This is a genomic window from Halomonas sp. DP8Y7-3, from assembly GCF_019801675.1.
Classification (GTDB): domain Bacteria; phylum Pseudomonadota; class Gammaproteobacteria; order Pseudomonadales; family Halomonadaceae; genus Halomonas; species Halomonas litopenaei_A.
Genome location: NZ_JAHVIO010000003.1, coordinates 307,999 through 333,958 on the forward strand (window position 1 = coordinate 307,999; position 25,960 = coordinate 333,958).

Annotated in this window: 26 protein-coding genes and 1 pseudogene; 13 read left to right on the forward strand and 14 right to left on the reverse strand. The window is 57.5% G+C overall.

The genetic code is table 11. The features are described from left to right. Positions 1–5 precede the first annotated feature (5 nt). The 6 genes from KUV86_RS03675 to KUV86_RS03700 all read left to right on the forward strand — a co-directional run bounded on the left by KUV86_RS03675 (position 6) and on the right by KUV86_RS03700 (position 5,959). Positions 6–1,880 (forward strand): TRAP transporter permease, encoded by a 1,875-nt coding sequence (locus KUV86_RS03675; protein ID WP_222483609.1) that lies wholly within the window; start codon positions 6–8, stop codon positions 1,878–1,880. After that, entirely contained in the window at positions 1,880–2,848 is a 969-nt protein-coding gene (locus tag KUV86_RS03680; protein ID WP_224908321.1) for a 3-hydroxyacyl-CoA dehydrogenase NAD-binding domain-containing protein, read from the forward strand. Before KUV86_RS03675 ends, KUV86_RS03680 begins: the two co-directional genes overlap by 1 nt. Next, on the forward strand, positions 2,845–3,687 hold the full coding sequence (locus KUV86_RS03685; protein WP_222483616.1) for a 3-keto-5-aminohexanoate cleavage protein: 843 nt from the start codon (positions 2,845–2,847) through the stop codon (positions 3,685–3,687). The genes KUV86_RS03680 and KUV86_RS03685 overlap by 4 nt, the downstream gene beginning before the upstream one ends. Then, the gene (locus KUV86_RS03690) at positions 3,684–5,048 is read left to right on the forward strand and encodes an acyclic terpene utilization AtuA family protein (protein ID WP_222483617.1); all 1,365 of its coding nucleotides are present in this window, start codon (positions 3,684–3,686) and stop codon (positions 5,046–5,048) included. Before KUV86_RS03685 ends, KUV86_RS03690 begins: the two co-directional genes overlap by 4 nt. Positions 5,049–5,052: 4 nt before the next feature. Further along, entirely contained in the window at positions 5,053–5,385 is a 333-nt protein-coding gene (locus KUV86_RS03695; RefSeq protein ID WP_224908169.1) for a hypothetical protein, read from the forward strand. Positions 5,386–5,602: 217 nt separating this feature from the next. Beyond that, positions 5,603–5,959: a nucleotide pyrophosphohydrolase gene (locus tag KUV86_RS03700; protein ID WP_222483619.1), complete on the forward strand. Its 357-nt coding sequence runs from the start codon at positions 5,603–5,605 to the stop codon at positions 5,957–5,959. Between the two features lie 140 nt (positions 5,960–6,099). Here KUV86_RS03700 and KUV86_RS03705 read toward each other — a convergent pair whose 3' ends face one another. Continuing rightward, positions 6,100–7,296, reverse strand: a complete 1,197-nt coding sequence (locus KUV86_RS03705) for an MFS transporter (protein ID WP_222483620.1) — start codon at positions 7,294–7,296, stop codon at positions 6,100–6,102. A gap of 209 nt (positions 7,297–7,505) precedes the next feature. Between KUV86_RS03705 and KUV86_RS03710 the strand changes: the two genes are divergently transcribed. The 3 genes and pseudogenes from KUV86_RS03710 to KUV86_RS03720 all read left to right on the forward strand — a co-directional run. Beyond that, entirely contained in the window at positions 7,506–8,414 is a 909-nt protein-coding gene (locus KUV86_RS03710; RefSeq protein ID WP_222483621.1) for a LysR family transcriptional regulator, read from the forward strand. Between the two features lie 181 nt (positions 8,415–8,595). Next, positions 8,596–8,847, forward strand: coding sequence for a type IV toxin-antitoxin system AbiEi family antitoxin domain-containing protein (locus KUV86_RS03715; protein ID WP_315900957.1), 252 nt, complete (start codon positions 8,596–8,598; stop codon positions 8,845–8,847). 375 nt (positions 8,848–9,222) lie between these two features. Beyond that, positions 9,223–9,456 (forward strand): annotated as a pseudogene (locus tag KUV86_RS03720) (transposase); the annotation flags it as partial. A 101-nt stretch (positions 9,457–9,557) separates the two neighbouring features. Here the strand turns inward: KUV86_RS03720 and KUV86_RS03725 are convergent. The 9 genes from KUV86_RS03725 to KUV86_RS03765 all read right to left on the reverse strand — a co-directional run bounded on the left by KUV86_RS03725 (position 9,558) and on the right by KUV86_RS03765 (position 19,189). Next, entirely contained in the window at positions 9,558–11,213 is a 1,656-nt protein-coding gene (locus tag KUV86_RS03725) for a DUF262 domain-containing protein (RefSeq protein WP_222483623.1), read from the reverse strand. Further along, entirely contained in the window at positions 11,206–12,021 is an 816-nt protein-coding gene (locus KUV86_RS03730; RefSeq protein WP_222483624.1) for a hypothetical protein, read from the reverse strand. The genes KUV86_RS03725 and KUV86_RS03730 overlap by 8 nt, the downstream gene beginning before the upstream one ends. A 494-nt stretch (positions 12,022–12,515) precedes the next feature. Continuing rightward, positions 12,516–13,669, reverse strand: a protein-coding gene (locus KUV86_RS03735; protein ID WP_222483625.1) for an IS3 family transposase whose coding sequence is annotated in 2 segments (ribosomal slippage) — positions 12,516–13,411 and positions 13,411–13,669 — 1,155 coding nt in all. Because the reading frame shifts where the segments join, the coding sequence is not laid out codon by codon here. A 367-nt stretch (positions 13,670–14,036) separates the two neighbouring features. Further along, positions 14,037–14,918 carry a DMT family transporter gene (locus KUV86_RS03740; RefSeq protein ID WP_222483626.1) on the reverse strand — a complete coding sequence of 294 codons (882 nt, stop codon included), beginning with the start codon at positions 14,916–14,918 and terminating at the stop codon, positions 14,037–14,039. 114 nt (positions 14,919–15,032) lie between these two features. Further along, positions 15,033–15,215: a hypothetical protein gene (locus KUV86_RS03745; protein WP_222483627.1), complete on the reverse strand. Its 183-nt coding sequence runs from the start codon at positions 15,213–15,215 to the stop codon at positions 15,033–15,035. A gap of 276 nt (positions 15,216–15,491) precedes the next feature. Next, a complete protein-coding gene (locus tag KUV86_RS03750) occupies positions 15,492–16,400 on the reverse strand; it encodes a nucleotidyl transferase AbiEii/AbiGii toxin family protein (RefSeq protein WP_222483628.1) in 909 nt (302 codons plus the stop codon). Further along, positions 16,390–17,211 (reverse strand): type IV toxin-antitoxin system AbiEi family antitoxin domain-containing protein, encoded by an 822-nt coding sequence (locus KUV86_RS03755; protein ID WP_222483629.1) that lies wholly within the window; start codon positions 17,209–17,211, stop codon positions 16,390–16,392. The genes KUV86_RS03750 and KUV86_RS03755 overlap by 11 nt, the downstream gene beginning before the upstream one ends. A gap of 522 nt (positions 17,212–17,733) precedes the next feature. After that, the gene (locus KUV86_RS03760; protein ID WP_206943069.1) at positions 17,734–18,417 is read right to left on the reverse strand and encodes a type 1 glutamine amidotransferase domain-containing protein; all 684 of its coding nucleotides are present in this window, start codon (positions 18,415–18,417) and stop codon (positions 17,734–17,736) included. 67 nt (positions 18,418–18,484) lie between these two features. Further along, on the reverse strand, positions 18,485–19,189 hold the full coding sequence (locus KUV86_RS03765) for an SDR family oxidoreductase (RefSeq protein WP_261397530.1): 705 nt from the start codon (positions 19,187–19,189) through the stop codon (positions 18,485–18,487). Positions 19,190–19,344: 155 nt separating this feature from the next. Here KUV86_RS03765 and KUV86_RS03770 point away from each other — a divergent pair, with 155 nt between their 5' ends. Then, on the forward strand, positions 19,345–20,283 hold the full coding sequence (locus KUV86_RS03770) for a LysR substrate-binding domain-containing protein (RefSeq protein WP_222483631.1): 939 nt from the start codon (positions 19,345–19,347) through the stop codon (positions 20,281–20,283). Positions 20,284–20,327: 44 nt separating this feature from the next. Here KUV86_RS03770 and KUV86_RS03775 read toward each other — a convergent pair whose 3' ends face one another. The 3 genes from KUV86_RS03775 to KUV86_RS03785 all read right to left on the reverse strand — a co-directional run bounded on the left by KUV86_RS03775 (position 20,328) and on the right by KUV86_RS03785 (position 23,088). Next, the gene (locus KUV86_RS03775) at positions 20,328–20,822 is read right to left on the reverse strand and encodes a flavin reductase family protein (RefSeq protein ID WP_222483633.1); all 495 of its coding nucleotides are present in this window, start codon (positions 20,820–20,822) and stop codon (positions 20,328–20,330) included. A 228-nt stretch (positions 20,823–21,050) separates the two neighbouring features. Beyond that, the gene (locus KUV86_RS03780; RefSeq protein ID WP_222161829.1) at positions 21,051–22,079 is read right to left on the reverse strand and encodes a methionine synthase; all 1,029 of its coding nucleotides are present in this window, start codon (positions 22,077–22,079) and stop codon (positions 21,051–21,053) included. Positions 22,080–22,104: 25 nt separating this feature from the next. Then, complete coding sequence (locus tag KUV86_RS03785) at positions 22,105–23,088, reverse strand: DUF1852 domain-containing protein (protein ID WP_222237468.1); 984 nt, start codon at positions 23,086–23,088, stop codon at positions 22,105–22,107. 422 nt (positions 23,089–23,510) lie between these two features. Between KUV86_RS03785 and KUV86_RS03790 the strand changes: the two genes are divergently transcribed. From KUV86_RS03790 to KUV86_RS03800, 3 genes are all read left to right on the forward strand, one after another. Continuing rightward, positions 23,511–23,819 carry a hypothetical protein gene (locus KUV86_RS03790; protein WP_222483635.1) on the forward strand — a complete coding sequence of 103 codons (309 nt, stop codon included), beginning with the start codon at positions 23,511–23,513 and terminating at the stop codon, positions 23,817–23,819. Positions 23,820–24,017: 198 nt separating this feature from the next. Beyond that, positions 24,018–24,464: a DoxX family protein gene (locus KUV86_RS03795; protein WP_222161831.1), complete on the forward strand. Its 447-nt coding sequence runs from the start codon at positions 24,018–24,020 to the stop codon at positions 24,462–24,464. A 130-nt stretch (positions 24,465–24,594) separates the two neighbouring features. Then, positions 24,595–25,284 (forward strand): pirin family protein, encoded by a 690-nt coding sequence (locus KUV86_RS03800; RefSeq protein ID WP_222483636.1) that lies wholly within the window; start codon positions 24,595–24,597, stop codon positions 25,282–25,284. A gap of 139 nt (positions 25,285–25,423) precedes the next feature. Here the strand turns inward: KUV86_RS03800 and KUV86_RS03805 are convergent, their stop codons facing one another. After that, positions 25,424–25,849 (reverse strand): nuclear transport factor 2 family protein, encoded by a 426-nt coding sequence (locus tag KUV86_RS03805; RefSeq protein ID WP_222483637.1) that lies wholly within the window; start codon positions 25,847–25,849, stop codon positions 25,424–25,426. Positions 25,850–25,960: the final 111 nt, after the last annotated feature.

Below are 25,960 nucleotides of genomic sequence, written 5' to 3' on the forward strand. Positions count from 1 at the left end.
GTCCCATGCGTAATAAAAGCTTGATGTTGGTCGCCCTGGTTCTCGGTGGCTTCATTTTCTACACCTCGGCAACAGGGCCATTCGATAGCCTGGTACATCGAAGCGTTTTTCTTGCGCTGGTGATTGGACTGGGCCTTCTTAGCTTCCCTCTGGGCGCAGGCAAGTCATGGCGTCCAGTAGGGATCATCGTTGATGTCATGCTTGCTGTTGGTGCCATCACTTCCTGTCTCTACGTCACGGTAAAGGCAGACGAGATCCTGTCGACGCTGCCTTGGGCGACCACCCAGGACAAGCTCATGGCAGCGACGCTGGTGCTCACCATCCTGGAAGTCGCACGGCGTGCCATCGGCTGGATTTTCCCCATGCTGGTGGCGCTTGGCATTGCCTATGCGCTGTTCGGCAACCTGCTGTCTGGCCCGTTGAGTCATCGAGGTTTCGACACCGCTTTTGTGACCGAAACGCTTTTCCTTGGTGACCTGGGAGTCTGGGGCATGCTGCTTGGTGTCGCGGCGACCACCATCGCTGCGTTCGTCTTGTTCGGATCATTGCTGCTGCATACGGGAGGGGGCCAGACCTTCATTGATCTGTCGATGCGCATCGGAGGCCGAAGCCAAGGCGGAGCAGCCAAGATTGCCACGGTGGCGTCGAGCCTGTTTGCCATGGTGAGTGGCAGTGCGGTGGCCAATGTCGCGACCACAGGCAACTTCACGATTCCGATGATGAAGCGCTTGAACTATCCCGCCGCTTTCGCCGGAGGCGTCGAGTCGGTGGCCTCGACGGGTGGTCAAATTGCACCGCCCATTCTGGGAGCCGCCGCATTCATCATGGCCGAGATCCTGGGCGTCAGCTACGTTACTATCGCTCTGGCGGCGCTGCTGCCTGCCGCGCTCTTCTATGTGGCAGTGTTTTTTACCATTCACGTGGTGGCGGTGCGGCGTGCGCTGCCGCTGGTGCCGGAGGCTGACTTGCCACGCTGGCCGGATGTACTGCAGTTCAGACGAATTGTGCCCATTCTGGCGGCCTTGGGCGGCCTGTTTGGTGGCGTACTGACGGGCTACTCCATCCAGTACTCCGCATTTCTGGGCATAGCGTCGCTACTGCTGTGCTATGTGACCTTCGGCATTCTGGACCGCACACCGCCCGCGCAGATGATTCGGATGCTCATGACCGGGCTTGAAGACGCTGGCAAGGGCATGGTCATCATCGGTGTTCTGCTGGCAGGGGCTCAGATACTCGTCGCAATGCTCAACATGACAGGTATCGGAGTGACGCTATCCACCCTGGTGGTGAGCGTGGCCGGCGAGCAGCTTTTCCTAGTAGCGCTGATCGTTGCCGTCATCTGTCTCATCATGGGAATGGGCATTCCCACCACCGCGGCGTATGTCCTGGTGGCCGCTGTTCTGGCGCCGGCCTTGACGCGTATGGGCGTTGAGCCGCTGGTCGCCCATCTCTTTGTCTTCTATTTTGCGACGATCTCGGTGATTACCCCGCCGGTGTGTATTGCGGTTTTCGTCGCGGCAGGCATCGCTCAGGCCGGGTGGTTGAATGTGGCCGGTCATGCCGTACGGCTTGGCGCCGCCACCTACATTATTCCCTTCCTGATTCTGGCCTACCCCGCATTGATTGGCATGGGTGGTGCGTGGGAAATCACCACCGCAGCCCTGCGAGCCCTGGCGTTTGTCCTGGCCTTCGCCGGAGCCTTGGGTGGAGCCCGATTGACAGGGCGTCGCTGGCTGGATGCCGCCATTCTCCTCATCGTCGGCATTCTAGCGGTCTTGCCGGGCCAGGCTCCGGGCTTGGTTGGCGTCATCGGGCTGTTTGCCCTGTATGGCTGGGCTTGGAATGTGGCACGTCGTAACCAGCTGCAGGGAGCATCATGATGAACGACTCCGAGTCTGTGATAACGCGCATTGCGATAGTGGGATGCGGCACGATTGGCATCTGTTGGGCCGCCTATTTTCTTTCGCGTGGGTTAGAGGTCAGTGCGTATGACCCGGACGCTTCTGCAAGAGCCGCTTTTGCAGATCTTGTGGCTGCCGACATGGACACACTGGGGGGCTCTCCACGTGAGCCCAAGGTATGTGGCGCTTTAGCTGAGGCCGTCGAGCAAGCGGAGCTGGTGGTGGAGAATGCGCCGGAGTCGGCAGAGGTGAAGCGTAGGCTGCTGGCTGACATTCAACGGCTGGCCCCCCCGTCGGCGTTGGTCGTCAGCAGCACGTCGTCGATGCAACACTCCGATATTGCCTTGGATGCACCGGAACCGTCGCGAATCGCGATTGCTCATCCCTTCAACCCTCCCCATCTGGTGCCGCTTGTCGAGCTCTACGGGACGGATGCAGAGGTTGTCGACAGGCTCGCCACCTTTTACCGAGGCATCGGCAAGCAGCCCGTGGTGATGAAGAAGGAAATGGTGGGGCACATCGCTAACCGTCTGACGTCTGCGGTGTGGCGCGAGGCGCTGTACCTGCTGCAGGAAGGGGTCGCCAGTGTCGAAGACATCGACCGGGCGGTGACAGCGGGCCCGGGAATGCGCTGGGCGATACAGGGTCCTTTTCTGACATATCACCTGGGGGGTGGAAAGGGTGGAATCAAGCACTACTTAGAGCACCTGGGTCCGAGTCAGCAATATCGCTGGGCCAGTCTTGGCTCCCCGACGGTGGATGAGGCGCTCAAGAGTCGTGTCGTCGCCGGTGTCGAACAGGCGGCTTGCGGTCAGTCACTGAGCGAACTTTCTGCTCAGCGTGATGCCCAGTTGGTGGCGCTGCAGCACGCCATCGAGGCTGCACCTCAGTCTGCACAACCGCCCGCACATCAGCCCGCAGATCAACCCGCGGAGGTGAAGTCATGACATCACCTTGCTTGTTGATGGTCGCCCCCAACGGCGCTCGACGTACCCGGGTCGATCACCCGCAAATCCCGCTGACGCCGGAGGCGCTGGCCGCCGATGCGCTTGCTTGCCGTGATGCGGGGGCGGCCATGGTGCACTTGCACGTGCGTGAACCTGATGGCCGTCATCTATTGGATGTGGCTGCCTATCGAGACGCGCTAGGCATGATCCGTGCAGCTGTCGGCGATGACATGGTGCTGCAAGTCACCAGCGAGGCGGGTGGGCGTTATGACCCACAGGCCCAGAGGAAACTGCTGGAAGAGCTTCGTCCTGAATCCGTCTCGGTAGCCGTGCGCGAGCTGTTTGGCGATCCTCAGGAGGTCGCAGCGAGTGGCGCCGTTTGCCGTAACCTTCAGGCCGAGGGGGGCAGTGTGCAATACATCCTCTATTCCGTTGAGGACCTGCTGCACTTCAACCAGCTTCGCGATACTGGGGTCTTGCCATCCGGCAAGAGCTTCCTGCTGTTTGTCCTGGGACGTTATGAGACACCGCCGGTGGCGGATCCGGCTCGCCTGCCTGAATTTCTGGAAGCCCTGACACCGGGTGATAGGTGGGCCGTCTGCGCCTTTGGGCCGACGGAAGCCGAGTGCATGGGGTTGGCAGCAGCGCACGGTGGGCATGCCCGTGTGGGTTTCGAGAACAACCTCTGGCGCCCCGATGGCACTCTGGTGAAAGACAATGCGGAGTTGGTGCGCTTGACGCGCGAGAGGATTGAAGCCAGCGGCCGCAGCATCATGAAGCCTCGTCAGGTGAGAGAATTTCTTGGTTTGCCCTTGGTGAGATCCGGGAGGCTCGCATGACTGTTGTCGTAGGCTGTGGGGCGGGTTTCTCGGGCGACCGTACCGACGCGGCCGGGCCATTGGTAGAAGCTCTGCTGCACTATGATGCGCCGCGTGCCCTGATGTTCGAAACGCTGGGAGAGCGAACCCTGGCGGCCGCTCAGTTGGCGCGTCTGCAAGACCCCAGCAGAGGGGTAGAGCCTTTGCTGGAGGCATTTCTTGCCCCGGTGCTGGGTGATTGTTTGCGCAATGCCATTACCGTGTTGGGAAACTTCGGTGCGGCAAACCCGGAAGCTGCAGGTGACCAAGTGGCAGCGATGGCACAACGGGCTGGCGTCAAGGATGCCCGCATCGCGGTGATTCAGGGGGATGACGTTCGCCAGCAGATTCACTCGCTTGACTGGCAGCCGTGGGAGGGCGAGCACCGCGAGCTGCCAGACAGCAACGACGTGGTGGCGGCCAATGTGTACCTGGGGGCGGATGCACTGGTCGAGGCACTGGCGCAGGAGGCACAGGTGGTGGTTACTGGACGTGTCGCTGACCCCGCCTTGGCCCTGGCCCCTCTGCGCTACCACCACGGATGGGCGCGCGATGACTGGGACCGGATCGCCGCCGGGACCTTGGCGGGCCACCTGATTGAGTGTGGTGCACAGGTGACAGGAGGGTACTTTGCCGATCCCGGGGTAAAGGATGTTCAAGGCATGCACTGCCTGGGATATCCCATCGTCGAGGTAGAACGTGATGGCAGTCTGATAGTGACGAAACCTCCAGGTACCGGAGGCTTGGTGACGGAGCAGACGGTCAAGGAGCAGCTTCTTTACGAAATTCATGATCCCGCCGGCTATGTGACACCGGATGTGGTGGTGGACTTGACGGGCGTTGAGGTGCGGCAAGTGGGCCGTGATCGGGTATCGGTCAAAGGGGTGCGAGGGCATCCAGCGCCGGACAGGCTCAAGACGACCGTCAGCTTTCTGGATGGTTATCAAGGGGAAGCGGAAATTTCCTATGCCGGGCCTAACGCAATAGCTCGAGCAAAGCTCGCCCAGGATACGTTGCAGCGGCGGTTGGCAACGCGCTGCCCCGCTGACATGAGGACTCGCTTCGATGTCATTGGTATCTCCAGCGTGTTCGACGGTGATGCAGCAGTGTGGCGAGACAGTCCAGAAAGCTCCTCCGAAGATATTCGCCTGCGTCTGGCGGTCGAGCATAAACAACGTGCGGTGGTCGAGCTCGCGACACAGGAGTTGCTGGCGCTGTATTGCTGCGGCCCCGCTGCAGGTGGCGGTGTGCGTCGACACCTGAACCGCCGGCTCAAGACGGCCTCGTACCTGGTTCGCCGCCAAGATGTCACACCCAGCGTCAGCATCCGCAATGGGAGTTGAGGATATGTCTAGTGAACGACGGTCTCTTTATCACTTTGCCCATGCTCGCGCTGGCGATAAGGGCGACCGACTGAACCTGGCCGTTTTCGTCTACAAGGACGAGCTCTACCGCTGGCTACTGGATCAGGTAACGGAGGAGGGGGTGTATCAGCTCTTTGCTCATCGTGGTGTCACCGGGGTGAAACGCTATCCCATGCCTAACCTTGGCGGGATCAACCTTGTCCTGGAAGACGTCCTTCAAGGGGGCGTAAATGGCTCGCTCAACCTGGATGGCCACGGTAAGACACTCTCTTCCCTGCTGCTTTCGATGACGGTCGAGAGCCCCGTTTCGCGATAAATGGGACGGTTTGGCGACAAGGTTGTTACGGCTACCTTCAGAGGGAACGTGGAGACGTGCCCGAGGTCCGCTGAGTGGGCAGCCAGGTGCAGGCGACGGTGCGGCTTGCGAAGGCAGGGCGGTCGGATCGCCGCCTATACCGATGCAGGCTAGATAGCGAGCGGCAGAGCAGGCATGCTCACCGCTATCCGATACCGAAGAACCAGGTGAGCCCTAGATGTCAGACCCGTTTAAGCAGCTCCGCGATGCGATGGACCAGTTCGCCACCGAGCGTGACTGGGACCAGTTCCACTCGCCCAAGAACCTGGCCATGGCGCTGACGGTAGAGGCAGCAGAGCTGCAGGAGTGCTTCCAGTGGCTGACCGAGGCGCAGTCCAGGGAGCTGGATGAGCAGCAACTGGCCGCCGTGCGCGATGAAATTGCCGATGTTCAGCTCTACCTGATCCGGCTGGCGGGCAAGCTGGACGTGGATATCGAAGCGTCATGCCGGGCGAAGATGGAGAAGAATGCGGAGAAATACCCCGCTGACCAGGTGAAGGGAAGTGCGAAAAAATACACGCACTATCAGGATTGACGTGATGTGTCTTCGCCTGTCGGTGCTGTTTGACCGCTGAGCACGACGCTGGCCCGAATTCCCCGCCACCTGGCCGTCAGGTGGCGGGGCTTTTGCATCATGCCTTTCGTCATGAGCGGGCTGGTGTTACCTGTGATAGCTCAGGCGCTGCGATTGTCGCGCTTGAGAAGATAGGCGGCTAGGTAGAGCACCGTGAAGACTAGCCCTAGAGCGGCCGCGGTTCCGAAGACATTGCGGCCATCGCCCGGAACAAGTTCCAGGAATGAGGTCAGGAACTGTCCCAGGAAGATCGCCATCGTCAGGTAGGAGAGATTGCGACCGCGAACCGAGGGATGGCTGCGTTCCACCGTCATATGATTGAGCAGCGGGATGGAGAAACCGAAGCCCAAGCCGGCTAGCAAGGCCCCGACATTCATCAGGGACATGCTCTCGGCCTGCTGGAAGATGAACAGGCTGGCGGTATAAAGCAGAAAGGCCAGCACCAGAGTCGGCATTTCGCCCAGCGCACGCGACACCTTCGGCATCAGCATTGCGGCCACCACCGCGACCAGTGAGATTGCCGCCAGGAAGATACCGGTGGCTGCCTCATCCAGCCCGAGAAGATTCAAGCGCATGGGCAGCATGACGATGGCCGTGAAGAATAGCGTCATCGAGATGGCTGCTGCCAGATAGGTGCCATTAAGCGAGGATGACGGCGCGGGGGCCTGACTCTGCCCGGGCTCTGCCTCAGGGGCGGATGGGGACTGTCTCGGCACCATTATCCACAGCATGGCCAGTAGCCCCCAGGCCAGCAGGTAGAGTAGGAATGGCATCTGCCAGGCGATACCCGCCAGTACGCCACTGACGAGCAAGAAGATCACCCCACCAAGCTCGATGGACATGCCCTGCTGGGCGATCATCGCCAGACGGGCATGACCGTGATACCACTCTGAGATCAGGGTGGTGCCGCCTGCCATCACCACCGCCGTCACGCCACCCAACAGGATGCGATCGGCAAACACGGCGACGGTGCCCTCCAGCAGCGCCCCGCCTGCTCCCAGCAGGCCATACAGCAGCAGCCCCCCCACAAGCGAGGGATAGGCACCGATGCGATCTATCATGCGCCCGGCGATCGGCGCGAACATCACGGCACCCAACGACGGCAAGGTGATCAGCCAGCTGGCATGACTTTCCACCTGCAGGGCAGAGGCGATGTTCAGAAGCCCGGGGGCTACTACGGTTCCGACCATGATGGTCAGGCAGGCAATGGCCAGCAGTGTGAAACGGCCACCGGCAGAGAGAGTTGGCGAGGACTCGCGTCCACCCTGCGCGACGAGTCCAGTGGTTGATGTCGTCATATAGGCTCCACTCGTGTTCAGGGCCTCCGTATCAGCGGATGCGCGGCATCGGCCTACCCAAATAAGAGGCAAGGAGGGACGCGAAAGGCAACAGCTGATGGAGGAAGGCTTAGCAGGCCCTCAGATTAACGAGTACAGGCTTATAGTAGAAATGACGATAATCGATATGACTTATACTATCTGAGCATCAGTAATCCTCGAGGGCAGTCATGGAACTCCGCACTCTGAAAACCTTCGTCTCGGTGGCGACGCACAGAAGCTTCTCGGCCGCTGCACGTGAGCTGCATACCGTGCAGCCCGCTATCAGCCGCCAGATAGCCGACCTCGAAGCCGAGTTGAACGTGAGTCTGCTGTGGCGCAATACCCGGGAAGTGCGTGTCACAGCGCCGGGAGAGGCATTGCTGGAGGAGGCGCAGCGCATGCTGGCATTGGAGGCGCAGGCACGCAAGCGCGTGGCGATGGCAGCCAGCGGCCAGACCGGCACGCTGCGTATCGGCTATATGAGCTCGGCCTGCGCGAGCTTCGTGCCCGGGTTGATGCGCGATTTCGCCGCCACCCACCCAGAAGTGAGTCTGACCTTGAATGAGATGAGCGCTCAGCAGCAGCTGGATGCATTCGGACGTGACGAGATTGACATCGGACTGTCGCGTCCGCTCCCCGTCGAGCACCGAAACGCCTTGTCTACCCTGCCTGTCTACGAGGATCGTCTGATGGTGGTTGTGCCGGAGGGGCATCGTCTGGCGCACCGCAAGCGGCTCGCCCTCAGCGAGCTGGAGCAGGAAGACTTCGTGCTATTTCAGCGTAAGCAGGCGACCGGGTTGTTCGACCAGATCATCAGTGCCTGCGGCGATGCAGGCTTCTCGCCGCGCATCCAGCGCCAGCCAGCCTTGATGCAGACACTGCTCAGTGAGGTCGCGGCTGGGGTGGGAATCGCCATCGCGCCCGGCTGCATTCGACGATTGCAATGTGATGGCTGCCGGTTTATCCCATTGCGCCCGGCACTCGGGGCAGTGCCGCTGGAGTTGCACTATCCGACGACACCGGGACGACCGGTGATCGACGCCTTCGTCGCACTGGTCGAAGAGCGCCTCCCCGCCATCCGCCAGCAGATGGCGTGAGGCTCAAGCGGGGGCAAGGACGGGCTGGTCGTTGGTGTAAACCTCTGGCCACGGAGGACCATGGCTACTGAAAGTGGCAGCCGCTTAGCTCGCCGTTAGTGTCTCGGACTACGCGCCTGATGGCAGGGCCTTCAGCTTGCAGGAATCGCCCCTAAAGCAAGCGGTCCAGGAGTGGATCGTCGTGTCGCCGAACGAGCTGCCGTTCAGCAGTGAGCTGGTCGACACCTTCGGTGGGCTTAGCACGGTGCGCCCGCGTCGGTTGCAGGCATTGCTGGAGGATGGGGGGCCGGTGAGACCAGAGCGGGCCTCCCTGGTGCTGGCTCGCCACGCCGGGCATGCCTGGTACGGAAGCCTGAAACACATCGACTGGACCTTGGCAAAGGCAAGCGGCAGCTCTGCCAGGGAGGCAATCTGGACAGGGAGTATCACGTGACGGTGCCGTAGGCGTTCTTGCATGCCGATCTCCGTGTGCGACATGTCTAAGATGCCTCTTGGCAAATGCCATTGGTCCATGGTCGGTAGAGCATACTTGCCGATTGCTTCCAATAGCGATTATGTCCTCGCATCTTAAGTCACATTCTTCTAATGTATTTGAGGCGCAAAGTTAGAACGCATAATTACGCCACGCGTAGGGTTTGACATGGCGAACAACAGGTAAGCTCAGTCGCAAAGGGGCATAATCGGGCCCATATTGGCCGTCGGCAGGGAGTACTACCGCGGGCAGGGCATGCACCACGACCCTGAAGAGCAGCGCCTTAACGAGATCATCGACCGGCTTAGCGACCTATACGGCGCCGCGATCACCGCATACATATCTCCCAGCAAGCTGTGGCAAAGAGGCGCCAACGAAAACATTAATGGGCTCATACGACAGTACTTGCCCAAGGGGATGGACCTATCGATCTACAGCCAGCAGGACCTGGATGACATCGGGCTGGAGCTGAATATGCGTCCTCGGAAACGTTTCGACTTCAAGTGCCCCATTGAAATGATGAGTGAGCTGATGATGCAGTACCATGAGGCTCCTCCAATAACCCATTGATCGTGTTGCACTCAGAAATTGCATCCGCCGTTCAGCGAAACCACTATGTTAGTAGCTTCAGATTCTTCAGCATGTGCCCCGCGCTGCGAGGCACATACCTGTTATTCTTCTAGCATGCTTTTAGAAAAATATACTTGTCCATCGGTTTCTTCTCTTAAAAACATTTCTATTTTACGTATTCTGCTCTCTAGGAAGCTATCTGTTTCCTCGGCCGTGCGTGGTTGCTCGTTTAGATCATGGATGAATTGGACTTCAATGACTTTTTTCGATGAAAGAAGTATATCTTCTCTCTTTCCTCGCTTTAGAGTTCGCGCTTCATCCCGAGGAAGAAGAACCATGTTAATGCCTCTTAAGTGAAGAGGCGGTGTTTGGACAGAAACTGGAGAAGTACCATCTAAGAATGGTACAGCCTCTACATCAAGGGAGCCATCAAGATTTTCACCAAAAGCGTCTTTTAAACTGGTGTGGGATTTTCTAACTGACAATGCTAGAGAACAAATTATTCCGCACCAAACAGCTTTTCCACTTTTTTTGTTTGCTTCCTTCAAAACATCAATGCTTATTTTAGGCCAGTCGATGGTGTCAGTCCCTGTATGCGCTCCAGTGAGGTGTAACTTTAGCTCTTTGTACCAGCTGACTAAGCGAGTGTTGGCCGCAACATCAAAGGCTTGTCCCAGTGAACATGCCCAAAACCATCGAGTGATTGTTGACTTGTAAGTATATAAATTATGATCCATCGCTAAAGCAGCTAGCGGAACGATCATGGATCGATAAGGTAAAAAGTCTTTGCCTAGAACGCCGCATTCGGTTGATAAAAAATTGAGCGCCGCGTCTACTGAGTCGACAGCGTTTTCCCAGCTCTTATGCACAACCCTAGGCTGAAGCTTGAGAACTGAAGATTGCCTAATGTCCTCATTATAATATAGTGCTATTGCTTGAAGTATAGGTAGACCGTCGTCCCCCAAAAAATTCTCAAGATTTTCTTTGCTATTTTTTGCAGCTTCCCAAAGCTGCCTTAGGTTCCAATTCTCTTTATATAGTTTTGCCACCATTAAGTCAAAAGAACTAAGCTTCATTCCAGTTCTATTAACCCTTTCGAATATTCTCGCTACAGCAGCTGGCTCAAGTTTGTGGTTTAATAAAACTACGGGAAACCTATATTCATGCAAGGTGCCTAGGCGTTCTCTATATATTGTTGTTAATTCATTTTTAGAGTTTGTTGCTTCATTTGCATCCATTAAAGAGAGTACATTGTCACGCCATTCAAAGAAGTCAGATGGCGAGCTTAGCGCAGATATGGGAATAAGATGGTTGTGACCTTGCTTTGAGGCGCTGCTATAATTTTTGTTCCATTGCTCTCTTTTAAAGCTTATTATTGATTCTTCAAAATCAATATCTGTATCTAGAGCCTTTTTCCAGTCAATTGCAAAAACGCTTGGACCTACACCGCAGATAGCATGGAATAATGAGGTTAATCTTTGCTGTCCATCTAAAACTATATAGTTAACGTTCGAGACCGCTGGTCCTTCCTCAAAGTTTCGAGTTTTTAGAAAGGAGTTGGCCCCATTTTCGATGATTAGTAGACTTCCAGCTGGCCACCCTAACAACACAGTAGAGAGAAGGGAAATAACATCTCCATCAGCCCAGTCGAAATCACGCTGAAAGTCAGGGAGCGCCATTTCGCCATTTTTAATGTGTGATAAAAACCATCCAAGAGGCTGCATTTGAGCCTGGATGTCATGAACTCGATCACTCATGCGGAATCTCATTCTCAAAAGTTGCTGGGATTTCAGAAAGAGCTATCAGCTCAGTTATAAACCAGTTTACTGGGTAGTCCTTTGCCGAGCCATGGAAAGCGATAGAAAAACCTTTATCTAATGGGGCTTTCTGAGTAGGGGAAAAAATAGTTGCCACGATTGACTGATCAGAAGCTATCAATCCATAAGAAGGAAAGTCCTCGAAGTGCGCAATTTTTAAACTTGAGCCAGCTTCAAGTTTCTTGTGTGCTTTTGCTGTGGTCCAACTCTTTTCTACCATGGTTGATGCTTCGTTTATTTGTGCTGCTAGGTCATCGGAGCTAGTTGAAAGAAATTCTGCAATTTGGCTTATTTTTGGCCCTTCAGGATTGGGAAGTAGCAGAGTGATTGTTATGCTTCGTTCTTCGGCCTTGGTCTTCAAGCCATGCCAGTGTTGATGAAGCCAAGATGGTTCGGGAAGTAATATATAAATTTTACTTCCTTTGTTGAATATTTTTTCCCAGGTAACCTCTGACTCTCTGCCTGCCCATGTTATTTGATTCTTGGAGATGCTCTCTTTGATTCCAACTAGGTTGAGCATTTCTTTGCCGACAGTTGCTCGTAAGAAAAATTCGTATAAAAAGGAAACTATGCCTACAGCTAACAATGTAGAAGATACAGCGTTAGCTATTGAATGGCAGATTGAGCCATTTTCTAATTGGCTCCCCAAAGCCATTAATGCGATTGCTAATAAAATAGTTAGCAGAGCTATTATCCAAGCTTTTGAGTTGGATAACGGATAGTCATGCTTGGTTTTTTTTCTTCCCATGCGCTTCCTCCTGAAGCTTATAATCTAGAGTTTTATGTGAGTGACAAGGAGGAGTACCGTTTTTTTCAGGATGTATAGTATCAAGTAAAGGTAGGGTTGGCGAGATATTTAGGTCAATGTAAGAAATGTTCGTTGATACATCGTTTAAGTCTATATGGGTTATGTATGCCACTCATTTTTAGCTCAAAACCCTCTTTGCTTGGCCCAGAGGATGGCATCGCGTTTGCGATGTAGGCTCCTCGTGAGTGGGTGACCATAGAATGATAAATGGCAAAACTGAGTTTGCAGCTTGGTAGATCTTCATCACACCCACCAGGAATTCTCTGAAGCTTGCCGGCAACGTAGTGTTGAAGTGACCCCCTCCCGAGCTGCACAGGCTATAGTGCAGCCATCAGGAGGACAGAATGACTGACGACAACCCCATCAAGCGATGGACCGCGAAGCGCAAGGCCTCCGTGGTCATGTGATCTTACCCAGTAATCGTGGACATCGATCTAAGCGATCATTCGGGCCTCGAAGGCCTCTGGGCTGATCATCCCGATTGCACTGTGCCGGCGCTGCCGGTTGTAGTCCAACTCGATGTACTCGAACACCTGCCGCCGCATGGCTTCCCGAGTCTCGAATCGCTCGCCATGGATAGCCTCGCTGTGGAAGAAGCTCTCGGCGCAGGCATTGTCGTAGCAGTTGCCCTTAGCGCTCATGCTGCACGTGAGGCCGTGCTTGGTCAGCAGCGACTGGTACAGCGTCGAGCAATACTGGCCCCCGCGGTCTGAATGGACGATCACCCCCTTCGGCATCTTCCGGTTCCACAGGGCCATCTGCAGGGCGTCGCCGACCAGGTCAGCGGTCATCCGCTCGCTCATCGCCCAGCCGATCACCTTGCGTGAGTACAGGTCGATCAGCACCGCCAGGTAGAGCCAGCCTTCACCGGTCGCCAGATACGTGATGTCACCAACCCACTTTCGGTTCGGCGCTTCAGCGGTGAAGTCCTGTTTCAGCAGGTTGGGGGCCACCGGCAGCGTGTGACGCGAGTTCGTGGTGGCCTTGTACTTGCGTGCCGCCTTGGCGCGTAGGCCCTGCCGCTGAAGGCTGGCAGCGACCGTCTTCCGACTGATCGATACGCCGGCATTCTTCAGGTCGAGGGTCAGCCTGGGGGCGCCTGAGCGCCCCTTACCCTGTCGGAAGGCCTGAGCCACACGCTGGTCGGTGATGGCCTGCTGGCAGCGCCGTGGAGACGGTTTACCGCCACGCTGTCGCCAGGCGTAGTAGCCACTGCGAGCGACACCGAGAACTGCACACATGCGCTGGATGCTGAATGCCTGACGATGCTGATGGATGAAGGCGTACTTCACTTCAGGCTCTTGGCAAAGTACACCGCGGCTTTTTTTGCGATTTCAAGCTCTTCCGACTTCTCGGGCAGCTGACGCTTGAGCCGGGCATTCTCGTCGGCCAGGACTTGTTCGCGCGCTGAGGCACTTTGCTGCTGCTGGGCCTTGGCGCGCCACTGATAGAGCTGGCTGGGCTGAAGGCCAAGCTCTCGGGCGGCGGCACTGATGCCGACACGGTCGGCGAGAGCCAGGGCCTCGTCCTTGTAGGCCTGGGAGTAACGGGTACGGGTCTTCTTCATCGACGCTGCTTGCCTTGCCATGGGTCACCTCGTTCAGTGTACTGCCTTAACGGGGTGTCCACTGCTGCTGGGCAAGATCAGTCATTACAGTGTCCCTTAGGCTAATGGTTGTAGATATTCATAGACTTGCTTGGCTGTTTTAGTACTCTGGCGGTACACACTCCCGCTTCGTATGCTATCCTCACCTTTCGCTAAGCTACTGATTCCAAAGAACTGTACCTTTCGCTCGATTACGTTTGCTTTTCCTTTTGTTTCAGTAAATTATTGTTTTTACAAGCGAATTCATAACCTCTTGGTCACAGCCCCAAATCCCACTACGCCCACCATCTTAACCAGCGACTTGCAAAGCCCCTCTTTTGAGCCCATCGTTCAAGTGGCCGGTCCCAAGCTACATGGGATGAGAAGGTAGGCGCCGGGCTGTGCCACGCAGGCCCAGCCAGGCATTGATGAAGAGGGTCAACAGAATCAATGAGCCGCCGAGCAGGGTCGCCTGTGGTGGCTGCTCATCCAGCCAGTACCAGACCCACAGCGTGCCAAAGACTGCTTCAATCAAATAGAACAGTGCCACTTCCGCCGATGGCAGGTGGCGGGTTGCGTTGTTGATCAGTGCGGTGGCCAATGGCATCTGCAATAACCCCATCAGCGCCAATACGCCGTAGCTTTGAGTTGTCAGGGCAAATGGGGTTGCCATCGGCCAGGCAGTCAGTGCCGATAGGCCGCCGCCTATGGCGATAAGGGGGAGTCTGTCGAGCTTCGGGTGACGGCGCAGCAGGGTGAGGTTGCCCCCGACAGCCGCCGCCGCGATCACCGCATACATATCTCCCAGCAGTCCTTCGCTGGAAAGCGACCCCGCGAAAACGATCAGCATGCCGGCCATGGCCGCCAAAATCGCTAACCAGGTCCGCATGGCAACCGCCTCACGCAGAAAGTAACGCGTGAAGATGGCAGCAAACAGCGGGGCGGCACTCAGTATGACGACAACATTGGCGACCTTGGTGTTCATGACGGCGAGGACAAACAGACTGGACGTGATCGCCAGCGTGATGGCGGAGCACAGGGCCGCGGCGGGATTCTCTTTCAGTGTTGCCAGCCGTCGGCCGCTTAGGCACAGCAAGCCGAGCGAGAGTGCCATCAAGGCGCCTCTCCAGAAAATGATGTTCCATCCATCCGTCGCCGCCAGGCGGACCAGCAGACTGTCGAAACTGAGAACGGTGACGCCTGCCGCCGCCATGGCAAGGCCGCGTCCGTGGCCATGTATAGGGAAGAACATTCAGTGGGCTCCTGCTGGGGTGTGCGTTGGTCCTGGGGTCAGTCTGGGGTGATGGCGACGATGTCACAACGTCCCAGGCAGGATACGAGCCCTGCGCCTGGTGGGCTGTTCTCTTTACGACAGCATGGTTGTCGTCTTTTCCCCAAGGGCAGCCGCGATCAGCCAGTCCCTGAGCAGGGGCGCGGCGCTAGCAAGCGGGCGACTGCGGTCACGCACGATGTACTCAGTAAGGCTGGTGCTGTCGCTATACTTGCTATCACGCACAAGCTTGCCGCTGGCAATGGCGTCAGCGGCCATGAAAGGCCGCGCCAGGCCGATGTGGCGTGCCCCTCCCGCCGAGCTGAGCAAGCTAGCTACAGTGTCGTAACATCAAGGGTATTGGTGGAGAAGTAGGAAGACGCTGAAATTGTTACGCGAGGCGATATCTTTCTCAGTACTATCGAAATTCTGTGCTTTTCGTTAAAACACTGCTGCCAGCCAGTCCCTTTCTTGCGCTAATACTTCAAATACTTGATTGTTTTGCTATCAAAGTCTCAATCACGGTTTGCGATTTGTCGCTGTGGCCGATTCAGGTCAGAACAGCGCTTCCAGTGCTTTACGTTGAGCTATGTGTTTTTCGGCGTTCTGCTCAATCAGCTTGTTCAGGTTGATCAACTTCCAGCGTACTGCAGGGAGATCGGCAGCCTGTGGGCGGTTGATAGCAGAAAAATCCGGTTTTCCTTCATGCAGGGTCAACAGGAAGCGTTTGATGTCATCGTCCAGACGTGACCTGATATCCGAAAACAACGTTTCACGAGTTGCCAGCAGTTCATCGAGGCTAACTGAGAGCTTAGTCATGCCTTGGAATTCCTGGGCATAGGGCCGGTCAATATCGATGAAATTTGGGTTCAGAAGTTCATGCGCAGGGCGCGGTGAGCTAGCGATATAGATCAGGAAGGTGCGGATCAGGTCGTCGGTCAGGCCTTCATGTTCGTATAGCTGCTTAACGTCATAGAGGTCTCTCGGGTGCTGGCGGTCAACTGCTGCATGAAGCTTGCCGCCAAAAAGATCTTCGAACGAAACGATCTGAATTTCCGCATAACCGAATTCATCCTCGACGGCTTCTGACACTGAGTGGACTTGAGGATCGTGGACGACGCCGCGGGTGACCGGTGATGTTTCGATCTTTATCTCGGCACCGCCAAGACGTGCCAGCACACGGGTGGCATCACCGCCTCTGATGCATTGCGTTCGAGCACCCCTGATCCCGCGCTCGATGGCAGTAGCAATGCGATCCATGGCTTCGTTGATCTCGACAAGGCTTTCTGCACGGTCTTTAACCGGTAGGTAGGTGAGGTCGATATCAACTGATAGGCGAGGGAGGTCACGGTAGAAGAGGTTGATAGCTGTCCCGCCTTTCAGCGCGAAAATCTCTTCTTCTGCCACATAGGGGAGGAGACGTACGAGCAGGGCGACCTGTGCTTTGTAATCTTCACGCGCCATCAGCTGCCTCCGTGATGGCAAATTCTTCCGGGACCATGATGCGGTAGCGCGGGTGTATCTTGCCGCCTGTGACCAGTGCCCGGTCGCCGCTTCCCAGGTTGAATTCTTGCCGGTCAAGGCGCTTACGCCACGGGTGGTTGTGGCGGTCGGCAAAGACGAAAAACAGCCGCGTAACCTTAATCTTCCGACAGCTATGCAACAACGCAGAAAGCGTGCGTGGGCGAAGGGTTGTTAAACTTTCGAAGACCATATCGAGGTTGTGGAAGCTCTCATTGACGGGTAATTCGTCCATGACTTCCAGGATGGCCCGTTCAGGCGATGACGTTTTTAGTTGCCAGTCCCAGGGTAGGGCCCTTGGAGTGTCGGACTCGTCATTGGTAAGGCCGAGCGACGGATCGGAGAAGAGGGACGTTGTACGTGTCTTGAGCGATGCGTTCAGCTGAAGCCTGGTCAGCCAGCTTGGTATCTCTTCGCCATAGACCCAGACCTGTGCATTCCCGCCCAACGGCAAATAATGGCTATAGCCTTGCAGGGCGAGCGCAGCCATGCCGCCGACATGGGCATCGTAGGCCATGATGTGCTGCATCGAGAGCAGACAGGTTTTCCAGTCGAGTGCGTGGAGTTTGCCTGTATCCGGCGCCGGGCGCAGGAAAACGCCACGAGTCACCCGCTCAAGCCAACCGCGATCAACGTATTTGCGCGCGAGGAAGCGGCTGACCTCATGGCGCTCCAGCCAACCAGAATCGACGATGAAGCCGGGAGGGACAGCGTCAAGGATGCGCTTTAGCTTTTCTGATTTATGTGCACTCATAGGTCACATATTGGCATGAGTTCAAAGAAAGTTCACAGCATTCTTTGATTTAATAGTTTTTTGTGAACCAATAGGGCACAAAAAATGCAGAAGGCAAAGAGGCCGGTGTTCGCAAAGGCAGGAAGCAGGCGACCTTGCCTAAAGGGGAACATACCTCGCTGCCCTCTCTGAAGCGTCGACGTTTATCTTTGCACAGCTTGGGGAAGTACTGCATGAATGCCTGGGCCGACGATTCTCTGCGTTGCGCGCTGCTCGAACGCCTCACCTATACCGCATAGGCTCCTGGTTTTTCGCTCCGGGCGCTTAGTGAACTGGTGCCCATCTTCAAGGGGCCGGTCTCAAGCTACAAGGGATGAGAAGGTAGGCGCCGGGCTGTGCCACGCAGGCCCAGCCAGGCATTGATGAAGGGAGCCCACCTGCGCGAAGCGGATGACGAGTGATGAGGTGGGTGGCCCGCTTCCCCCCACGATATCGCCACATTGATATCGTGGGGGAAATCACCGATTCGTCAGCTATCAGACCTTATGCCTTCAGGCTGTCGAGCAACAGCTCGGCGACGCCCTCAGAGGACATCGGGTTCTGGCCGGTGATGATCAACCCGTCCTGAATCGCGAAGGCGGTGAAGTCGGCCTTCTTTTCGTACAGACCACCTTGCTGCTGCAGGCTGTCTTCCACCAGGAACGGCACGATCTCGGTGAGGCCCACGGCGGCTTCTTCGCCATTGGTGAAGCCGGTGACGCGCACGCCATCGACGAAGGGGGTGCCGTCTGACTTCTTCGCCTTCAGCAGCACCGCAGGGGCGTGGCAGACCGCGCTGACGGGCTTGCCAGCGGCGTGGAACTGCTCGATCAGGCGAATGGAGTCTGCATCATTGGTCAGGTCCCACAGCGGGCCATGGCCGCCCGGGTAGAAGATGGCATCGAAATCCTCGACCTTCATCTCGGACAGCACCGCGGTGTTGGCCAGGTCACGCTGGGCTTGCGCGTCCTGGTCGAAACGGCGAGTGGCGTCTGTCTGGAAGTCTTCGCCTTCACTGGCCGGGTCGAGCGGTGGCTGACCACCCTTGGGAGACGCCAGCGTGACCTCGACACCGGCGTCTTTCAGCACGTAGTAGGGGGCGGCCAGCTCTTCGAGCCAGAAGCCTGTCTTCTTGCCAGTGTCTCCAAGGGTATCGTGGGATGTGACAACAACCAGTACCTTGCTCATGGGGCTCTCCTTGATCGTGCGGATGTATCCGCAGGACGTGATGATGGGGTTGACGCCTAGACGTCGTTTAGCGCGTTGGCATCAGGTGCACTTCGCGGATGTTGGCTCGCGGCGCTGCTTGGATGGCGTACAGCACGGCGTCGGCAACATCCTGCGGGTGCAGCTTGTCCGGCTTGGGCTGGTCAAAGAAGGGCGTGTTGACCATGCCTGGGGTAATCGTGGTGCAACGGCCCTGCCACTCGGCCATTTCCAGCGCCAGGTTCTGGCCAAAGCCGTAGGCGAACCACTTGCTTGAGCTGTAGATCGACCCCGCATGGGTGTCACGCCCCGCCACCGAGCTGGTGAGGATGAAATGCCCCTGACGCGCTCTCAGGTGGGGCAGAGTGGTGTGGGCGGTCCACAGCAGTGCGTTGATGTTGATATCGATGACGCGCTTCCACTCTTCCGGGTCTCCCTGCTCCGTACCCGCTTGGCTGATGCCGGTGCCAGCGTTAGCAAAGGCAACGTCCAGGTGGCCGTAGTGGGCCACCGCACGCGCCACGACGTCAGCCATCTGATCGTAGTCGGTGGCATCGGCGGCAATCGCCAGCACCTTGTCGTGATCCAGTTCCTCGGCCAGGGCAGCAAGTCGCTCTTCGCGGCGCGCCGTGACGACCACCTTGTGACCAGCTTCCACCAGCGTGCGCGCCGTGGCCTCGCCAATGCCGCTGGATGCACCGGTAATCAGTACGATCTTTTCGCTGGCAGTGTCTGTCATCTGTCCACCTGTCATGATGGGCTCCTGTGAGTCGAGTGCTGAGTTCACGTGTGGTGTCACGGTAACGTCTGCTCGACCATCGTCATAATCGATAGTGCGGATAGCTGCTATTATCGAGACAAATAGTTGGTGGCTCGCCGCCACGTCAGACGCTGCTGTGGGTGCCCTGGATGAAACTCAACTACGACCTCAACCTGCTGCGGACCTTCCATGCGTTGTACCTGGAGCAGAACGTCACCCGTGCGGGAGAACGTCTACATCTCAGCCAGCCGTCGGTGAGCGCTGCCTTGGGACGCCTGCGGGAGCTGTTCAATGATCCGCTGTTCATACGTGATCGCCAGCGCATGCGTCCGACAGAGAAGGCGGACCACCTCTTTCCCGTCATCGAGGCAGCGTTGACCGATCTGGATGGCCTGATTACCAGCGAGCGGGACTTTTCTCCCGCCACCGAGCAGCGCCATTTCGAGATCGCGGCCAACGACTATTTCGAGGTGTTGATTCTGCCCGCGCTGGCCGGGGTCCTGCGCGAACAGGCGCCAGGCATCACCTTGCAGGTGCGTCGACTGTCACAGGACATGAGCGAGGCTGGAGTCATGAGCGGCACGACCGATCTGGCGTTTGGGCGCCAGGTCGATCCTCCCGATAATCTGGTCGTGCGCGAGGTCATCCGCGAGGGGATCGAGTGTCTGGTCGGAAATGGGCACCCGCTGCTGGAGCGGCTGAAAGGAAGAGGGCAGATGACCAGGGACGATTTCGAGCGCTATGCCCATGTCCTGGTGCAGCCCCATACGCGTTTGAAAAGCGGTATCTTCAAGCAGCTCGAAGGCCAGGGCTTGAGGCGAGAGGTGGCGTTGGCCGTGACCTACTTCATGGCGGTGCCTGCACTATTGGAGCGGTCTTCGCTGATCGCCAGCCTGCCCACAGGGCTTTGCCAGCATTTCCAGCGACAGTTTGCGGTGACCCCGGTGGCGCCGCCGGTGGCCTTTGACACCTTTCCCTTTCATCTCAGCTGGCATCGCCGCTATCAGAAGGACCCGGCACATCGCTGGCTGCGCGAACAGATCATCGCGTGCTGTCGCAGGCTGCCTGATCAGGGCGAGCTGACGTAAATGCGTATGCATCAGCCCGGCTTACCATCCTTCGCGCTAGCGCCTCACGCCAGCTGGCGATACTGGCCCTTGAAGTACAGCAGGGGGCCACGTGGGGAAGCCTCGCCCTGGTTGAGTCGGAGCGCCTTTACCTCGCCAATCACGATAAGGTGATCCCCGGCGACGTGCTCTGCGTGAATGTCGCAATCGAGCCAGTGCAGGGTATCCGGAATCAACGGGTTGCCTAGCGGTGATGCTTGCCACTCGATACCTTGCCACTTGTCGGCCCCCTGGCGGGCAAACTGATTCGAGATCGGCGCCTGTTCAGCGGACAGCATGTTGACCGCGAAGCGGCCGGCCTGGCGGATCTTGGGATAGCTGTAAGAGGTCGATTTGACGCTGAAGGAGACCAGCGGCGGATCCATCGATACGCTGTAAAAGGACTGGCAGGTGAAACCGATTGGCTCACCCTCAGCAAGAGAAGAGATCACGGTGATTCCGGACGCATAGTGCCCAAGGGCCTCGCGGAAGCGGGCCGGCTCGATCACAGCCCTCGGCATATGAACTTGGCCGGTCCTTGCCATAGCGGGTGAGCCAGAAACAGCGGGTGAGCCAGAAACAGCGGATGAGCCAGCGACGGCGGGTGCTGCGGGGTCTGAAACAACGCCTGAAACAACGTCAGAAGGTGGGGCAGGGAACGACATGGTGACTCCGGAAACGTCAGACGGCATGGCCGCCGCGAGGCGATCACGGCGGCCATGGGAAAGAACGGAGGGTGCGCGCCTGGTTTAGCGTGTCAGCTCCTGGCGGACAATCGCTGCCCCCTGACTGAGGGCATCCATCTTGGCCCTGGCGACCTGGCGGGACAGCGGCGCCATGCCGCAGTTGGTGCAGGGGTAGAGCTTGTCGGCGTCGACGAACTGAAGTGCCTTGCGCAGGGTGTTGGCCACCTCTTCCGGGGTCTCGATGGTATTGGTCGCAACGTCGATGGCACCGACCATGACCTTCTTGCCACGAATCAGCTCGATCAACTCCATCGGAACCCGCGAGTTGTGGCATTCCAGAGAGACAATATCGATGTTGGACTGCCTGAGCTTGGGGAAGACCTCTTCGTACTGGCGCCACTCGGAGCCCAGACTGCTCTTCCAGTCAGTGTTGGCCTTGATGCCGTAGCCGTAGCAGATGTGAACGGCCGTCTCGCACTTCAGGCCCTCGATCGCTCTTTCCAGTGTGGCGATGCCCCAGTCATTCACTTCATCGAAGAAGACATTGAAGGCCGGTTCATCGAACTGAATGATATCGACCCCGGCAGCCTCCAGTTCCTTGGCTTCCTGATTCAGAATCTTGGCAAATTCCCAGGCCAGTTTTTCCCGGCTCTTGTAGTGACCATCGTAGAGGGTATCGATCATGGTCATGGGGCCGGGCAGTGCCCACTTGATGGGTTGATCTGTCTGGGCCCGCAGGAAGGCGGCATCGTCCACGAAGACGGGCTTCTGGCGGGAGACGTCTCCGACGACAGAGGGCACGCTGGCGTCGTAGCGATCGCGGATGCGCACGGTCTCGCGCTGTTCGAAGTCGACGCCATTGAGGTGTTCAATGAAGGTCGTGACGAAATGCTGGCGAGACTGTTCACCATCGCTGACGATATCGATGCCGGCATGGCGCTGTTCGTGCAGGGCCAGGCGCAGCGCGTCCTGCTTGCCTTCCACCAGCTCGGCTTCCTGAAGTTTCCAGGGGGACCACAGCACTTCAGGTTGTGCGAGCCAGGAGGGTTTTGGAAGGCTGCCGGCCGTCGATGTCGGGAGCAGTGTTGTCATGATGGATAGCCTTGTCAGAAGTGAATCAGTGAGCGTAATTGGCGGACCATTGTTCAAGAATCGCGCGGTAGGGTTTGATGAAGCACTCTTCAACAAACTTCCCTTGCTCGGTCGCGAGCTGGCTGCGTTCTTCTCTGTCGTAGACGATCTGGGTCAATGAATAGTCCTGCTGCTGCAGGCTCGGCTGGTAGGACTTCCCAGCAGCTGAGTTGGCGTTGTAGATCTCCGGGCGATAGATCTTCTGGAACGTATCCATGGTGCTGATCGTGCTGATGAGCTCCAGGTTGGTGTAGTCGCCCAGCAGGTCGCCCATGAAGTAGAACGCCAACGGTGCGACGCTGCCCGGGGGCATGAAGTAGCGAACCTTCATGCCCATCTTGTTGAAGTACGCATCCGTCAGCGAATGCTCCTCCTGCAGATACTCGACACCCAGCACGGGATGATGATTTTCCGTGCGGTGATAGGTCTTGGTGCTCGACACGCTGATGCAGATGACGGGGGGCTTGTTGAAATGCTCCCTGTAGGTGTCCGAGTTCACGAAGGCCTTGAACAGGTTGCCGTGCAAGACACCGAAGTCATCGGGAACGCTGAAGGTGTCCTGCCCCTTGTTGTGTTCCTTCAGCACCAGGCTGAAGTCGTAGTCCCGGACATAGGACGAGAAGTTGTTGCCCGCGATCCCTTCGATGCGCTCGTTGGTGTGCGTATCGATGATGCGGGTCTTGAGGATTTCAATCAGCGGCAGGGCACCGTCACGGGTGGACGCATCCACGGCCATTTCTACCGAAATGATCTCCAGTTCCAGCCTGTAACGGTCACCCTTGGGGTTGTCCCAGTCAGCCAAGGCATTAAAGCGGTTGTCGATCATGCGCAGGGTGTTGCGCAGGTTGTCCTCGCGCTTTTCCCCTCTGGCCAGGTTGGCAAAGTTGGTGGTGATACGAGTGCTGTCCGACGGCTGGTAGTGTTCGTCGAAACGAAGGCTCTTAACGGTGAATGCAAAGTCGTTGTTCATCGTGGGTGCCATCCTGGTTCCTGAGAGGTGAATCCAAGGCGTCTGGAGATCCAGTCGTCCTTCGACGGTGCCTTTCGGGTCAAACGGTTGATCTCGTCAAGGTGTGCTAGCTCACCGGTAGCTTGCGCGCTGGTCGTGACGAGCTGGTCGTGACGAGCTGACCGTGACGAAATAGTGATGACGATTATCAAGACACTTCTAAGATGAGGCAAACTGAAGTTTCTCATTGTTAACTTCAAATTTATTCATGTAGGTGAGGTCGATGCAGCAGCGTGCAAGAGTGTCTTTATGTTCGATAAAACCGAATGGTCTATCGGATTTATGTCGCTTTTTTTCGATATTGTTGTTGTTTTAATCTTTCTTCAACGCGACAGAGACGCTGATCGCGACACCCACTACACGGTCATGAAGAGAGACACACCATGAAACTCAAGCCCGCACTGTTCACTCTGCTTTTCGCCACTGCCCCTGTCACAGCAGCCCTCACTGCTCCTGCAATCGCTCAGGCAGGTCAGGCTTCTGCCCTCACCGCGAGATTGCATGAGCCGCTCTCCTCTCAGGCGCAGCCGCTTAGCGGTACTGCCATCGAGGCGAATGCCACTAAGGTCAGCATGGAAGGTAGCACTGCCATGGCGCAGGCCCGAGCCAACCTGCAGGCACGCCACCTGCGCCACACCTCGGCGACTGCAGACAGCAATGGGCTGCAGCTGAGCCTTGACGCGACCAAGTAACCCGGAAAGGCGTCGGCCTGGAGGCTTGCGCAAGATCGACCGAGTGCTTCCCTCGGTCGTGACAATACGAACACCGTCAGTGCCACATCCATCCGCTGACTCACCGAGAGTGGAATCGCCGGGATCGCGTTCGACTCTCTATGGCAACCGCCCGGACCCCCGTGCTGTGGCAACCGCCCGAACACTCTTGGAGATATCATGAACACATCAGTCGTTAGCCGAGTCATCAGCAGTTCAGACAGCCTGGCCCCCCTGGCCCTGCGTGTGCCCGCCGGCATCATTTTCATGGCACATGGTGCCCAGAAGCTCTTTGGTTGGTTTGGCGGCTATGGTCTGGAAGGCACAGGACAGTGGATGGCCTCCATCGGACTTGAGCCGGGGTACTTGATGGCGCTGGCGGCTGGCAGCGCAGAGTTCTTTGGCGGTCTGGCGCTGTTGATAGGGTTGCTGGTGCGCCCGGCAGCGGTGGTGCTCGCGTTCACCATGCTGATGGCGATCTTCAGCGTCCACGCTGCAAACGGACTGTTCATGAGCAATAACGGCTATGAATTCGCGCTGTCGTTGTTGGCGATTGCTGTCTCTCTTGCGATCAGCGGCGGTGGACGAGCCTCACTGGATGCGGTCATGGCTCGTAAGGTGTCCTGATTGCCGTTGTGCGACTTTTCCACGCCCCATACTCGACCTATCCACGACTTGATCATGACCTTGATGCGTCGCCACGCGTGATCCTTTTGCGGCGGCTGCGCTTCACCAGGTGCTGCCTGTAGGAGGCAATATGAGACTTCGACATGCCCATGAACGCGGACGTGCCAATCACGGCTGGTTACGCTCTCACCATACTTTTTCGTTTGCCAGCTACGTGGATCCACGGCACATGGGGTTCAGATCGCTGCGAGTCATCAACGAAGATCGTGTGACCGGTGGTGCAGGGTTCGGCACCCATCCCCACCAGGACATGGAAATTATTTCATACGTGCTGTCGGGGACGATGGCGCACCAGGACAGCATGGATAATGGCTCTACCATGCGGCCTGGAGACGTGCAGCGGATGTCGGCAGGCACGGGAGTGTTGCATAGCGAATTCAACGCTTCACCCAGTGAAGAGCTGCACTTCCTGCAGATCTGGATAGAACCTCGAGAGCGAGGCATCGCTCCCAGCTATGAGCAGCGCTCGTTTCCGCCGGAGGACAGGCAGGGCCGCTGGCGCCTGGTGGTCTCACCGCAGGGTCTGGACGATTCCGTCAGCGTGAATCAGGACGTCAACCTGTATGCGGGGCTGTTCGATGCGGGTGAAAGCGCCGAGACGCCGACAACACGCCACGCATGGCTGCATGTGGCCAAGGGCGAGGTTGCGGTCAACGGGCAGCTTATGTCCGCAGGCGATGCGGCGGCGTTTGAACCGGGAGAAGAGGTCAGGGTCGTCGGCATCGCGGCGGCTGAGGTGCTGCTGTTTGACCTTGCCTGAGCCGACCTTACCTGGCTTGGCTGGCACTGGCCTTGGACGGCCACCACCCTGCATGCCGTCGCTAGAGACCCAGGCCGCCGTCGTCGCTCGCGACGTCAGCCTGGGTCGCGCCAACATCACCGTGCGGCTCAAGACCGCTTCAGACGAGCTGCGAGGAGTGGTGGCCAGTGATCTTCCATTCTCCTGCGATTTCTTCAAAGGTGAACAGGAAGCGCGCGGGAATGGTGGTCATGTCACCCTTTATGAGATAGCTGAAGACGTAGTGGCCACCGATGACGACGGTGCCCAACTTGCGACTGACACGGCGAGAGAATTCGCCGAGCTCGCAGCTAAGGTCTTCGTTGGCGAGAAAGGCATCGAAGTAGGCCTGCCTGGCAAGTCGGTCTTCTCTCACGTCGTTGGCGACAGTCGGCACAAGAATGGCGTCTTCGGCGTAAAGCGCCAGCAGGGTCTCCTTCTCTCCACGACTGACGGCAATCGCCCATCGCTCCAGCGTTCGGGTGGCAGCGTCAAGGCAGAACTGCGCGTCCCGTTCAGTCAATGGCGGGGAGGTCGGGTGGGGCATGGTGAATGGCTCTCCATAACAGTGTGGGAATGAACAGACGCCGCCGACAGGGCGGGTGTCGGCGACGTCAGGGCAGGGGAGTGGCCCGTTTGACGCTCACTCCTCAAGCCC